Raw genomic sequence first — 13,404 nt, 5'->3', positions numbered from 1 at the left:
TATCGGACCTTGGGAGGGGTTCAGCATGGGAGACTATCTATTGGGGCTCGACGCCGGAAACACCGTCATCAAGGCGGTGATCTTCGACCGGGCGGGCGAGGAGATCGCTTCGGCTGCGGCGGAAGGGCACAGCCGGATGCCGTTCCCCGGCCATGTCGAGCGCGGCCTGGACGAGCTTTGGGAGAATGCGCGCCGGGTCATCCGCGCATGTGTCGATGAGGCCGGGATCGACGCCGTCGAAATCACGGCGATCGGCTGCGCGGGCCATGGCAACGGGCTCTACGCGCTCGACCATGAGGGGCATCCGCTTCTCGGCATCCAATCGCTCGACACCCGGGCGGCGGCGCTTCTCGAAGAGTGGACGTCGCAAGGCGTCGGCGACCGGACCTATCCGATCGGTCAGCAACGGCCCTGGCCCTCGCAGACCCCTACCCTGCTCGCCTGGCTGAAACGGCACCGGCCGGAGGTCTTCGCCAGTATCGGCACGGTCTTTCTCTGCAAGGACTTCATCGTCAACCGGCTGACGGGCGCGCGCGTCAGCGACGTCTCGGACATGACCGGCTGCGGTTTGCTCAACGTCGCCGGCCGGCACTACGACCGGGAACTCATGGCAGCTTACGGGCTCTCTGAATCCATGCACCTCCTGCCGCCGCTCGTGGAAAGCGCCGACATCGCCGGCCGCATCACCGAAGCAGCCGCGGCCGAGACAGGGCTTGCCGCGGGAACGCCTGTTGTCGGCGGTCTCTTCGACGTGGTCGCCTCCGCGATCGGCTCCGGGGTCACCCGCACCGGGGCGGCTTCCATCATCGCCGGGACCTGGAGCATCAACCAGGTGATCATCGAACGCCCGCAGCTCCAGGGCCCGGTGTTCATGTCGTCGACTTTCGACCGCGACCGCTACATGGCGATCGAGTCCAGCGCGACCTCCGCCGCAAACCTCGAATGGCTGGTGCGAGAGTTCTTTTCCGAGGTGCGTTCCGATGGGCGCTCGCCCTTCGACCTCTGCTGCGAACTCGCGTCCTTAAGCGATCCGGCGTCCGACGACCCCCTCTACCACCCCTATCTTTACGGCGCCCAGCAGGACGGCAGCGCGCGCGCCGGGTTCTACGGGATCGCCGGCTGGCACACGAAAGGCCAACTCGTCCGCGCGGTCCTGGAAGGGGTGGCCTTCGGCCATCGCCAGCACATCGAGACGATGCGGAAAGCAGGTGCGGCCTTCGGCGAGGCGGTGCTTTCCGGCGGCGGCTCGCGCAGTCTCGTATGGCCGCAGATATTCGCCGACGTTCTCGGCGTCCCGGTCTCCGTTGCCCGCTCGCGTGAGACGGGCGCACTGGGGGCGGCAATCGCCGCCGGTACCGGCGTCGGCATTTTCTCCGACTTCGCCGATGGGGCTGCCGCCATGGTGAGAACCGAGCGGCACTATCGACCGAACACGGCGCTGGAAGCGCACTATGCCCGGCGATACGCAATCTACAGGGAGATAGCGGAGGCCATGACCCCGCTCTGGCAACGGCTTTCGGCAATGCAGGCGATGAAGACGGGAGCTGCTGCGTGAACCCTCACATGGAAGAGACGATAGCCGACGCGGGCACCTACGATTTCATCGTCATCGGCGCCGGTTCCGCAGGCTGCGTGCTTGCCAACCGCCTTTCGGCCGACCCGAAAAATCGGGTCCTGCTGCTCGAAGCCGGCGGCAGCGACCGCTATCACTGGGTGCATGTGCCGATCGGCTATCTCTACTGCATGGGCAATCCGCGCACCGACTGGATGATGAGGACGGCTGCGGAGGCCGGTCTCAATGGCCGGAGCCTCCCCTATCCTCGCGGCAAGCTGCTCGGCGGCTGTTCTTCGATCAACGGCATGATCTATATGCGCGGCCAGGCGGCCGACTACGACGGCTGGCGCCAGGCCGGCAATACCGGCTGGGGCTGGGACGATGTCCTGCCCTATTTCCTGAAGTCGGAAGACAATTTCCGCGGCAAGTCGCCGATGCACGGCGCGGGCGGGGAATGGCGGGTCGAACGGCAGCGGCTGTCCTGGCCGATCCTCGACGCTTTTCGCGATGCCGCCGAAGAGCTCGGCATTCCGAAGACCGAGGATTTCAACACCGGCGACAACGAGGGATCCGGCTATTTCGAGGTGAACCAGCGCGGCGGTGTGCGCTGGAACACGACCAAGGCCTTCCTGCGCCCTGCCATGAAGCGGCCAAATCTCCGTGTGCTGACGGGCGCCGAGACGGAGCGTCTGATCTTCGACGGCCGCCGGACGAAGGGCGTGCGCTTCCGGTTGAACGGCCGCATCCAGATGGCGCGCGCCACGCGCGAGGTGATCCTTTCCGCAGGCGCGATCAACTCGCCGAAAATCCTCGAACTATCGGGAGTCGGCCGGCCGGATATCGTCTCGGCGGCCGGCGCAGAGGTGGTCCACGACCTCCCGGGTGTCGGCGAAAACCTGCAGGATCATCTGCAGATCCGCACCGTCTTCCGCATCGAAGGGGCGAAGACGCTGAACCAGCTCTATCACAGCGCTTTTTCCCGCATGGGCATGGGCCTCGAATACGTGCTGAGGCGTGCCGGTCCATTGTCCATGGCGCCGAGCCAGCTCGGGATATTTGCAAAGAGCAGTCCGTCGGTGGCGACCGCCGACCTCGAATACCATGTCCAGCCGCTGAGCACCGACCGCCTGGGAGAGCCGCTGCACAAATATCCGGCGGTCACCGTTTCGGTCTGCAACCTGAGGCCGGAAAGCCGGGGCAGCGTGCATGTCACGACCGCCGAGCCGTCGCCCGCGCCGGAGATCCGGCCGAACTACCTGTCGACCGCCGGCGACAGGCTGCTTGCGGCGCAGGCGATCCGCCACGCCCGCAACCTCATGGCGACGAAGGCGATCGCAAGATTCAAGCCGGCGGAAATGCTGCCCGGCGTCGAGTTCCAGAGCGAGGCGGAACTCGTTCGGCGCGCCGGCGACATAGCGACGACGATCTTCCACCCGGTGGGCACCTGCAAAATGGGCAGCGATCCATTGGCAGTGGTGGATCCTTCGCTGAAAGTCCACGGTCTTGACGGCTTGCGCGTCGTCGACGCCTCGATCATGCCGACCATCGTCTCGGGCAACACCAATTCTCCGGTCATCATGATTGCCGAAAAGGCAGCCGAGGCGATCCTGCGCGGTTAGTTTAGCTGCGCCCCTTCTGGCCGTTGCGTGCCGTCAGCCAACGCTCGAGCGCCGACAGCGCGTCATGGATCAGGATCGCAAGCGCGCCGACGATCAGCCCGCCTTGCAGCACGAAGGCCGTGTTGCTCGAAAGCAGGCCCGCAATGATCACCTCGCCCAGCGTGCGCGCCGCCACGGTCGAACCGATGGTGGCCGTTGCCAGGGCGATGACGGTCGATAGCCGTACGCCGGCCAGGATCACCGGCAGGGCGAGTGGCAGTTCCACCTTAAGAAGGCGCTGCCGGCCGGTCATGCCCATACCCCGAGCGGCTTCGATCACGGAAGACGGCAGTGTGGTAAAACCCGCCAGCGTGTTTTCGAACACCGGCAGAAGACCGTACAGAAAGAGCGCGACCAGAGTTGGCGCCGTGCCGAAGCCCAGCAGCGGAACGGTCAGCGCCAGGACCGCGACCGGCGGAAAGGTCTGGCCGATATTGGCTATGGCGCGAGAAAGCGGCAGGAAATCCGCCCCCGCCGGCCGGGTCACCAATATCCCCAGCGCAACGGCGACCACGCTCGAGGCCAGCACTGCCACCGCTACGATCGCGACATGGCTGACGGTGATGTTCAGCAGGTTGCCCTGATTGTAGATGACCGGCTGTTCCGGATTTGCGAACAGCGCGAAGAATCCCGCGAAGAGCTCCGGCCGCAGCAGAAGAAGCGCGAGCGCGGCGAGCGCAGCAAGTCTTACAAGGGTCCCGGCGGTCATTTCGGCGCCACCGCAAGTCTGGTCAGCATTTCAAGCCGGATACGGCCGATCAGCTTGCCGTCGGCCTCCACCGGGGCTGCCTGCCTGCCCGACCACAGAAGCTCCGAATAGGCGTCCCGCAGGCTCGCGCCGGCGCAAAGCGGCGCGCCCGTGGCCTCGCCCGGCTCGGCATGATCGCCCAGCCGTGACAGCGACAGGAGGCGGAAGGCGCGATCCGACGGACCCAGCAGTTCGGCCACGAAACCGGTGGCGGGACGGGCGACGATCTCGGCGGGCGGGGCATATTGCAAGAGCTTGCCCTTGTCCATCACGGCGATGCGGTCGCTCAGACGGATCGCCTCCTCCATGTCGTGCGTCACCAGCAGGATGGTGGTTCCGAACCGTTTCTGAATGGCGAGGAGATCGTCCTGCGCCTTGGTCCTGATCACCGGATCCAAGGCACCGAAGGGCTCGTCCATCAACAGGATCTTGGGTTCGGCCGCCAGGGCGCGGGCCACCCCGACCCGCTGCTGCCCGCCGGAAAGCTCATGCGGCATGCGGTCCCGATACTTGGCGGGATCGAGCTGGAAAAGGCCCAGCAGCTCGTCCACCCGGGCGGCGATACGCTTGTCGTCCCAGCCGAGCAGCCGCGGCACCGTAGCGATATTCTGTCCCACCGTCCGGTGCGGGAACAGACCATTTCCCTGGATCGCATAGCCTATGCGCCGACGCAGTTCGTAAGCCGGAACCTCGTTCACGTCCTGCCCGTCGATGCGGATTCGCCCGGCCGTCGGCTCGACCAGACGGTTGATCATGCGCATCAGCGTGGTCTTGCCCGAACCGGACGTGCCTACCACCGTACAAATACTGTGCGGCTCGATCGTCAGGCTCACCTCTTCAACCACGACGGCCCGGCCATAGGCTTTGGTAATGCGGTCGATTTCGATCATGGCGTTTTCGCCTCCTCACGGCTTATCATTTCCACGGCCGCGTCGAGCACTACGGCCGCCGCGAAAGCGAGCGCCACGGTCGGCACCGCGCCAAGCAGCACCAGGTCCATCGCCGTCTGGCCGATGCCCTGGAACACGAATACGCCAAAGCCGCCGCCGCCGATCAGCGCGGCAATGGTGGCCAGGCCGATCGTCTGCACGAGAACGATGCGGATGCCCGTCAGAATTACCGGAAAGGCAAGAGGCAGTTCGACGCCGACAAGGCGCTGCGCCCCGGTCATGCCCATCCCGCGTGCCGCATCGACCGCGGCAGGAGACACGCCCATCAGGCCGACCACCGTGTTGGAGACCGCGGGCAACAGCGAATAGGCGAAAAGCGCGACCAGGGCCGGCGCGACGCCGATGCCCGACACGCCCATGGCGGCGGCGGCGGGCATGTTGGCGGCAAGCCAGGCCATCGGCGCAATCAGGAGGCCGAACAGGGCGATGGAAGGGATGGTTTGCACGATATTGAGGAAATTGAGCACCGCAGCGCGCAAGACCGGAACCTTGTAGCAGAATATGCCGAGCGGAATGCCTATGGCGATCGCGGCGGCCACCGAGCCGAAGGTCAACAAAAGATGGATGCGGGCTTCCTGCCAGAAGGCCGGCGCGCGGACTGCGTATTCCTTCAGAATGGAAAGGTCGTTCCAGGCGCCGCTTGCGAGCAAGACGGCGAAGCCGGCTGAGGTCGATATCAGGATGGCGATACGCGGCCACGGCCCGAGCTGCAGGCGCGTCAGTGCATCGGCCACCAGAAGCGCGTTTGCGCACACCAGCAGCCAAAAACCGGACGCGGGGGACACGCGCGCAAAATTGTTTTCAGGCGGCGTCAGGGTGCTGGCCGCCACGCCGGCCAACAGGAAAAGCCCGGCAAGTGCCACCGCGCCGCTTCCCAGCTTGATGACGGGGCGTATCCGCAGCAGCGCCGCCAGAAGGCTCATCGCAAGGAGGGCTGCCAGCAGGCCCGCCTGCGGCGCGGGAAGGCTTTCTGTCAGGCTCCGGCCCTCCCCGGAAACGATGCGGTTGGCACGAAAGAGAGCGAAGGGCAGCACTGCCCCGATGATGGCGATAAGAGCGATCAGCACGCCGAGCCTGTCGACCGCCGGCCAGATGGGACGTTTGCTTGCGCTGATGGTTTCGGCTCTGCTCATACGGGTTCTCCAACGCGGGTGCCCGAGGGGCCCCCTAGACGTTTCACTCGACAGCGAAACGCCACAACGCTTTGAAATCATGTCGCTTGGGGGCAGGACGGCAGGTCAGGTGCCGCCCTGCTTCTGGTCTTGCCAGGCGGCCGGGCCTATTTCACGAAACCGTTTTTCGCGAGGTAATCGGCGGCCACTGCCGCGGCCGCTTCGCCGCCCACCTGTACGCGGCCGTTAAGGTCCTGCAGGACCTCCAGCGTCAGGCTCAGGAATACCGGCTTGAGCAGATCGGCAATCTGCGGGTATTTGGCCAATACCTCCTCGCGGATGAGCGGGGCGGGCTGATAGACCGGCTGGACGCGCTTGTCGTCTTCCAGAACCACCAGGCCCGAGGGCGCGATGCCGCCATCTGTTCCGTAGACCATGGCGGCATTCGCACCGTTGGTCTGCTGGGCCGCGGCAGCGATCGTTGCGGCCGTATCGCCTCCCGAAAGAGTGATCAACTGATCAGGCGAAAGCCTGAAGCCGTAGACCTCCTGGAACTTGGGCAGGGCAGCCGGCGAATTCACGAATTCCGACGAGGCCGCCAGCTTCACCGCGCCCTCGGCCGCGACAAAGGCGCCGAACTCGCTGAAGGTTTTCAGATTGTTGGCCTCGGCGAGTTCCTTTCGGATCGCCACCGCCCAGGTATTATTCGCCGGCGAGGGGGTCAGCCAGACGATGCGGTTGGCCTCGAGATCGAGCCGCGAAGCCTCCTGATATGCCTTTTCAGCGTCGTTCCAAACGGGGTCGCCGGCCTTCTCGAAGAAGAATGCGGCGTTGCCGGTGTATTCCGGATAGATGTCGACCTCGCCGGCGGTGATGGCCTTGCGCAGGATCGGTGTTCCCCCCAGCTGAATACGGTTTTCGACCGGAATCCGGTTGGCTTCCAGAACCTGTTTGATGATGTTGCCCAGAACCCCGCCCTCGGTGTCGATCTTGGACGAAACGACCACCTGGGCGCTCGCGATACCGGCCGATAGGGCAAAGGCGGCGGCGAATATCGTCATTACTCTTGTCAGTCGCATGGGCTCCTCCGTATTCCCGGCACCGGCCGGGCTTCTCCAAAACCTATCCCGTCAGGGGCAGCGAACCTTGGCGGTTGCAATCGCCGACGCCGCCGAGCGCGAAGAACGTATCCACGTCCGCGAGCGACGCATGGGAAATCAGTTCGGCAAGCGTGGCCGGCGTGGATAACGCCTGTTCCACCGCCTCAACCTCGGCGGAGAGCGGGCGGTCCGTGACATAGGTTTCGGAGTGTCGACGCGTCAGCTCGTAGATCATGCCGGCTACGCAATCCGGCCGGTCCCCGGAAATGTCCATGGCCTGGGCCGCCAGGATGCTCTCGAGCGCAGCGAGACGCTCGAGTGTCGCCACCTGGCGCTCGAAGCGCTCGACGACCAGAGGCAGGAAGGCCGCTTCATCCTCCAGCCCGCCGGCCACCACGACCGAGCTGGCCGAAATCGGATTCATCATGGTCAGAACACGGGCGAACAACTCCCCTGCCAGCTTGATCGCAGGTCCGAAACCAGTGGCAATTGCCCCCGGCATGACCAGGTTGACCGGCAGACCGCGCCGACCACCATTGCCGAGAAGCACGCAGCGGTTGAAGGAATTGCGCGCCACATGCGCCAGCGCGATCTGGGCCGACTGGATCGCGACTGTGACTTCGAGTGGCAGGGAACCGCCCGAGGTCAGCACCTCCCCGTCGCAGACCACCGGATTGTCGTCGGTGCGGCCGGTCGCGTCGAGCAGGACATTTCCGGCTTTCGTCAGCACGTCGAAAGCAGTCGCGAAGACTTGGCTCATCATTCTTATGCTGAGCGGATCCTGGATATGGGTGGCATCGGGCCAGTCCCACCCCTTGGCATTAGCATAGAGCCAGGCGCCGATGACGGCCTCATGTGCATTGCCGACATGGGCCGTGGCTCTCCACGGATCACGCGAGGCGCCAAGCGCGCCGGCTGTCGTCAGCCCCGTGGCCAGCATCACCCGCACCACCGTCGCCGCCGCACGCACGGCATGGGCGGCCGCCGCATATCCCACTGCATTTGTGGAAACCGCTGCCAAACTATCGCGCGGCGCCAGCCGAATTGGCTCGATCCCGGCTGCTGCGAGCGCCTCATCGGCCGGAAGGCGCCTTCCTGCGAAAACGGCTTCTCCCACACCCGTCAGCACGGCCCCTATTTGCCCCATCAGCCCGATGTCGGCGCAGCCGATCGAACCGGTGCGCCGCACGACCGGCACCACATCGGTGGACAAGAGCGCAAGATAGGCATCGACCAGTCCGGTGGTGCAGCCCACACGGCCGGTCAGCAGAGTATTGACGCGAATGGCGATGGCGGTGCGGATCACCTTGTCGGAAAATGGCTCTCCAGTGCCGAAGTGGTGGGCCCGCACCAGACCCATGTTGAACGTATCCAGCTGATTTTCCGCCCAGGCCACTTCCTTCATGGCGCCGACGCCGGTGGTCGAACCATAGATCGGTTTGTTCTGCGCCAGTGCGGCGTCGACCACGGCACGGGCCGCGGCCACCCTTGCCATGGCCTCGGGGCCAGCCCGGAGAACCGCCTGCCGGGCGCCGATGGAGACAAGTTCCGCGAAGTTCAGCGGCTTGCCGGCCAGGGATATGGTGTGAAGCGGATTATGCGTCATATCATGCTCTGTCTTCCAGGGTCTGGCATCGGCGAACAGACACCGACACCTAACGCATTTCGGTTGATTTGTATATACACATATATACAAATCCGCGTAATCGCTCTTACAAGAGGTGCAACCCAACGACGACCCAGGCCGCGATGAAAAGCGTTTCCGCCATAAGGAGGATCATCGCCTGCGGACCGACCTCCAGTACGGTGCGAGCAGAAGTCTTGATGCCGACCGCGGCTATGGCGATCAGCAGCAGCCACCTCGAAATGTCGCTGATGAGAAGGACGACTGCTTGCGGCAGGAGGCCGGCCGAGTTCAGCCCCGCGATGGCGGCGAAGCCGGCCAGGAAGGTCGGAACCAGGCGTGCCCCGGCCCTCCCGCCTGGCGATCCATTCGTGCGGAACCGCAACAGCGCGACCAATGTGATGACCACCGGTGCCAGCATGGCGACCCGGATCAGCTTGACCAGCGTCGCGGTGTCCCCCGCCACCTCCGAGACCGAGTAGCCGGCCCCGACGACCTGGGCAACGTCGTGAATGGTGCCGCCGAGGAACAGTCCCGCGGAAACGTCGTCGAAGTTCAGCCACGTGGCAAGCACAGGATAGAGGATCATCGTCAGGGTGCTGAGCAGGGTCACGCCCAACACCGTAAAGGTCAGATCGAGTTCGGACCTTTCGTCGCGGGGCAAGACGGCCGCCAGGGCCATGGCGGCCGACGCGCCGCAGATCGCCACAGAGCCGCCGGTCAGCACGCCGAAACGCCATCCCCGTCCCATCAGTCTGGCGCCGAAGAAACCGAAAAGGGTGGTGCAGACAACCGCCAGAACCACGAGCAGTATCATTGCCGGACCAAGTTCGATCAGCGCCCCGAAACTGATCCGCACCCCCAGCAGCGCCACGCCGAGTCTCAGCAACGACCGGGCCGAAAAGTTCACTCCCTCCACGCAACGCCCCGACTCCGACAGGAAGGTGACGGTCATGCCGAGCAGCAGGGCCATGAGCATGGCCGGTACGCCGTAATGCTCCGACAGGAATTGCGCCGCCAGTGCCACGAAGGCGGCTATCAGCAGCCCGGGAGCAATGGACCGCAATCGGTCCGCATGCGGCTTGAACTTTACATGCATGCCTCGCCCGCTCGCCCCCACCCGAATGAACAGTGCAACCCGCAACCCTCCGGGGTAGCACAGCGCCGCCCCCGCCTTGCGATTGCGCCCCCTACTTGTATATAAGAGTATATACGATAGCGTGACTCGTCAACGGCCGAACGCTCGGCCTATAAGACAGGGAGGAGGTGGGCGATGAACGAAGAATATTGCTTTCAGCTGGCTGCGGGGCACCGGGAGATCACCACGTCTTCACCGGCCGCCCAGCGATGGTTCGATCGCGGGCTCACCTGGACCTACGGCTATAACCATGAAGAGGCGGTGTTGTGTTTTCGCGAAGCGTTGAAACACGATCCGGGCTGCGCCATGGCCTGGTGGGGCGTAGCCTATGCCAGCGGCCCGTTCTACAATCGCCCCTGGGTCCGTTTCACACAGGCCGAGATCGAGCGGACCCTGCCCGTCTGCCATGAGGCGGCGATGAAGGCCGCCGCTTGCAGGGATGGCGTTTCGCCGGCGGAAAGCGCTCTGATCGCCGCGATCGGTTACCGGTATCCCCAAGCCGAAGCAGCGCCGCCGGAAACGCTCAACCGATGGCATGACGAATTTACCGATCGGATGCGCGCCGCCCACAGAGCCTTTCCGGATGACCTCGATATCGCCGCTCTCTTCGTCGAAGCGGCGGTGACGCGCACCCCCCGGCGGCTATGGGACCTGCGCACGGGCGAACCTCTGTCCGGCTCGGATGCCGCCGAATGCGTCCGGGTGCTCGACAGGATGCTGCGCGGCATGAACGATCCGCGGGCGGCCCGGCATCCCGGTCTGGTCCACATGTATCTTCATGCGTTGGAGATGTCGCAAACTCCCGAGAAGGCCTTGCCGGCCGCCGATGCGATGCGGGATCTCGCCCGCGACGAGGGGCATTTTCACCACATGCCGGCCCATATCTATGTGCAATGCGGCGACTATGCCCAGTCCGTCGCCGTCAGCAAACGCGCCGTCGCGAAGGACGACGAATATGTCGCGCGCCGGGGCGCGAGAAATTTCTACACCACTGCCCGCTGCCACGATCTGCACCTTCACATGTTCGCGGCCATGATGCTCGGCCAGTACCGCGAGGCGCTCCATGCGGCCGACCGTATCTGCGCGGAGGCCACGCCCGAGCAGCTCGAAACGAGCCCGCCTTTCATGGCGGCGATTCTGGACGGCTATTCGGCGATGCGCACCCATGTTCTGGTGCGGTTCGGCAGATGGGCGGATCTGGTCTCCGCCGTGGAAGAGCCGGATGGAACGCGCGCCCCGATCCGCCGGGCGATGCATGCCTATGGCAAAGGCGTAGCCCATGCCGCGCTCGGCAATATCAAAGAGGCCGAACAGGCACGCCGCCGCTTCCATGCACTGCTGGCCGATATTCCGACGGAAATGGTTTTTCTCAGCAATCCGGTGACCGATATGCTGGCGGTCGGCGAAGCGATGCTTGAAGGCGAGCTCGAATATCGCAAAGGCAACTACGACCTCGCGTTCCAGGGCCTGCGCCGGGCCGTTTCGCGCGACGACAACCTGACCTATACCGAGCCATGGGCCTGGATGCACCCTCCGCGCCACGCTCTCGGCGCGCTTTTGGCCGAGCAAGGGCGTTTCGCCGAAGCCGAACATGCCTATCGCGCCGATCTCGGACTTGTCGGCGAGGTCGCCCGCTGCACCCAGCACCCCGACAATATCTGGGCCCTGCGCGGCTTGCTTGAATGCCTGGAGCGGAAGGGTGGCGGCAGCGAGCTCGACATCGTCAGACAAAAACTGACGCTCGCCGAAGCAAGGGCCGATGTCGCCGTGACGAGCGCCTGCTTCTGCCGCGGGAGCCTTTAGTGCTCCGGTCTCAGCACGGCATCAGATAACCTGCAGCGATCGCTTCGCGGTCCCATTCGCCCAGGATGCGGTAGCGCTCCGGGTCGGGAACGCGTGCAAAGCCGAGCAGGCAAAGCGCTTCCAGGTGCGTTTGCAGCGCCGGATCCTGTCTCGCCTCCTCGAAAGCTTCGCCCAGCCGCCGTACGATCCGCGGATCGATCTCCTGCGAGGCGACGAGCATGGGGTTGGCCGTGGGCTGCGTGCGGGCGACTACCCGCAGCCGCCCTGCCGTCTCCGGTTCGTGGCGTTTGAGCAGGGCGTGGAAATAGCTGTCGAGCGGCGCCACATCGGCCCTGCCCTCCAGAACCGACTGCAGGGACGCGCGCGGCGTAATCACCGGCCCGACGTGTTCGCGATAGAGATTTGCGCCCGGCTGCCGATATTGGAGGAGCAGTTTGCGCGGCGCATTGAATCAGGATTGCGAGCCGGGATCGGTCCATGCGATTCGCCCGCCGAACGTGTCTTCGAGGGTTTCGAAAGGTCCATCGGCGCGCACGACCAAGTGGGTGCAATAGCTTGCACCCTCGCAATCGGGATCGTCGGGCATCGGCGCCGCGACGATCTGAGGCCCCGGCGAGCGCTTCAGAAACGGCCAACCGCACATGAATACCGCTCCGAGGTCGGGGCGGTCCCACAGTTCATCCAGAGGCTGGGGCGCCGGATACTCGATGAATTCGAGCCGCAGTTCGGCATTTGCGGCAACCTTGGCGACGAGATCGCGCCAATGACCCGTCACCGCCGGGTTGAGATTATACATCCGTGTGCAAGCGATCATCATGCGACTACCTTTGCGATTCCGCGGCCTTGAAACCTTCCGACCAGACAGAACGAATCGCCCGGATGGATAAGCTGGACATAGGTGATCAGCCGACCCTCCGACCAGGTTCTGCGCACTAGCCGAAGGCAGGGGTCGTTTTCGTTGATTTCGAGCAACTTGCTGACTTCCGGCGTGGGCCGGACCGCATCGACCCGGTGCTCGACCTCGGTGAACTTGACGTTTTTCAGAAGATAGTCGGATGCTGTCGCCTTGGTGAAATCCAGGTCGAGAAAATTCGGGCAGAAGGCGGGATTGACGATCCGGTTTTCGAACTGGATCGGCACGCCATCCTGCTTATGGACCGCTTTGAGCCGATAGACGCGACTACGCGGCGGCAAACGCAGCCACTCCGCCTCCTGAGTGGTGACCGGGCCTTCGCCGACATGGATGGGCGTGCAGGAATGAACGCCGCCGCGCAGGGCGATCTCTTCCGCAATGCTGCGAATCTCGATCAGCGGCGCAAGCGGCTTGAAATCCGATACGAAGGTGCCCAAGCCCTGAATCCGGTGCAGCCGGCCTTCAACGGTCAGTTCCCTCACCGCCCTGTTGACCGTCATGCGAGAAGCGGAGAATCTCTCCGAAAGTTGCGCTTCGGAGGGCACCTTGTCCCCTGCCACCCATCGGCCGGAGCTTATCTCCTCAAGGATGTATTCCTTGATCTGCTGGCTGATCGGAACGCCGGCCCTGCGATTTGTTTGGTGATCACGCAATTTCCAAAATATTCCGAAAAGAAATCGTGACGGCAATTGTATATACATGCCTGGCCTTGTCAACGGCCAGCGCACGCCGTCCAGAGCCATCCGCCGGAAGGTGGCCGCTGAAGCAAGCCCAGGAAATGTGTGTGCGGTTTTCCGCCCGCG

12 protein-coding genes are annotated in these 13,404 nt (G+C 64.4%); 3 read left to right on the top strand and 9 right to left on the bottom strand.

Annotated features, from left to right (window positions below; translation table 11 throughout):
- Positions 1-25 precede the first annotated feature (25 nt).
- Both SINAR_RS0101700 and SINAR_RS0101695 read left to right on the top strand, forming a co-directional pair.
- Positions 26-1,555, top strand: a complete 1,530-nt coding sequence (locus tag SINAR_RS0101700; RefSeq protein ID WP_027997429.1) for an FGGY-family carbohydrate kinase — start codon at positions 26-28, stop codon at positions 1,553-1,555.
- A gap of 8 nt (positions 1,556-1,563) precedes the next feature.
- Positions 1,564-3,174, top strand: coding sequence for a GMC family oxidoreductase (locus tag SINAR_RS0101695; protein WP_033056930.1), 1,611 nt, complete (start codon positions 1,564-1,566; stop codon positions 3,172-3,174).
- A gap of 1 nt (position 3,175) precedes the next feature.
- Here the strand turns inward: SINAR_RS0101695 and SINAR_RS0101690 are convergent, their stop codons facing one another.
- The 6 genes from SINAR_RS0101690 to SINAR_RS0101665 all read right to left on the bottom strand — a co-directional run bounded on the left by SINAR_RS0101690 (position 3,176) and on the right by SINAR_RS0101665 (position 9,846).
- Positions 3,176-3,922, bottom strand: a complete 747-nt coding sequence (locus tag SINAR_RS0101690) for an ABC transporter permease (RefSeq protein ID WP_027997427.1) — start codon at positions 3,920-3,922, stop codon at positions 3,176-3,178.
- Positions 3,919-4,851, bottom strand: a complete 933-nt coding sequence (locus tag SINAR_RS0101685; protein ID WP_027997426.1) for an ABC transporter ATP-binding protein — start codon at positions 4,849-4,851, stop codon at positions 3,919-3,921. Before SINAR_RS0101685 ends, SINAR_RS0101690 begins: the two co-directional genes overlap by 4 nt.
- Positions 4,848-6,044 carry an ABC transporter permease gene (locus SINAR_RS0101680; RefSeq protein WP_050577412.1) on the bottom strand — a complete coding sequence of 399 codons (1,197 nt, stop codon included), beginning with the start codon at positions 6,042-6,044 and terminating at the stop codon, positions 4,848-4,850. Before SINAR_RS0101680 ends, SINAR_RS0101685 begins: the two co-directional genes overlap by 4 nt.
- A gap of 146 nt (positions 6,045-6,190) precedes the next feature.
- The gene (gene osmF, locus SINAR_RS0101675; protein ID WP_033056928.1) at positions 6,191-7,102 is read right to left on the bottom strand and encodes a glycine betaine ABC transporter substrate-binding protein OsmF; all 912 of its coding nucleotides are present in this window, start codon (positions 7,100-7,102) and stop codon (positions 6,191-6,193) included.
- A 43-nt stretch (positions 7,103-7,145) separates the two neighbouring features.
- Positions 7,146-8,729, bottom strand: coding sequence for an aromatic amino acid lyase (locus SINAR_RS01000000132940; RefSeq protein ID WP_050577411.1), 1,584 nt, complete (start codon positions 8,727-8,729; stop codon positions 7,146-7,148).
- A gap of 106 nt (positions 8,730-8,835) precedes the next feature.
- Entirely contained in the window at positions 8,836-9,846 is a 1,011-nt protein-coding gene (locus SINAR_RS0101665) for a YeiH family protein (protein ID WP_027997423.1), read from the bottom strand.
- Between the two features lie 174 nt (positions 9,847-10,020).
- On the opposite strand from SINAR_RS0101665, the gene SINAR_RS0101660 reads away from it, so the two are divergent.
- Positions 10,021-11,688: a tetratricopeptide repeat protein gene (locus tag SINAR_RS0101660; protein WP_027997422.1), complete on the top strand. Its 1,668-nt coding sequence runs from the start codon at positions 10,021-10,023 to the stop codon at positions 11,686-11,688.
- A 10-nt stretch (positions 11,689-11,698) separates the two neighbouring features.
- On the opposite strand, the gene SINAR_RS1000000134650 is transcribed toward SINAR_RS0101660, so the two are convergent.
- From SINAR_RS1000000134650 to hutC, 3 genes are all read right to left on the bottom strand, one after another.
- Positions 11,699-12,064, bottom strand: a complete 366-nt coding sequence (locus tag SINAR_RS1000000134650; protein ID WP_050577410.1) for a PhnD/SsuA/transferrin family substrate-binding protein — start codon at positions 12,062-12,064, stop codon at positions 11,699-11,701.
- A 75-nt stretch (positions 12,065-12,139) separates the two neighbouring features.
- Positions 12,140-12,502 carry a substrate-binding domain-containing protein gene (locus SINAR_RS1000000134645; RefSeq protein ID WP_150851976.1) on the bottom strand — a complete coding sequence of 121 codons (363 nt, stop codon included), beginning with the start codon at positions 12,500-12,502 and terminating at the stop codon, positions 12,140-12,142.
- Positions 12,502-13,254: a histidine utilization transcriptional repressor HutC gene (gene hutC, locus SINAR_RS0101650; RefSeq protein ID WP_050577408.1), complete on the bottom strand. Its 753-nt coding sequence runs from the start codon at positions 13,252-13,254 to the stop codon at positions 12,502-12,504. Before hutC ends, SINAR_RS1000000134645 begins: the two co-directional genes overlap by 1 nt.
- Positions 13,255-13,404: the final 150 nt, after the last annotated feature.

The sequence above is a fragment of the Sinorhizobium arboris LMG 14919 genome (assembly GCF_000427465.1).
Lineage (GTDB): Bacteria > Pseudomonadota > Alphaproteobacteria > Rhizobiales > Rhizobiaceae > Sinorhizobium > Sinorhizobium arboris.
The sequence above is the reverse complement of the archived record's forward strand: the minus strand, read 5'-3'. Positions and strand labels throughout refer to the sequence as shown.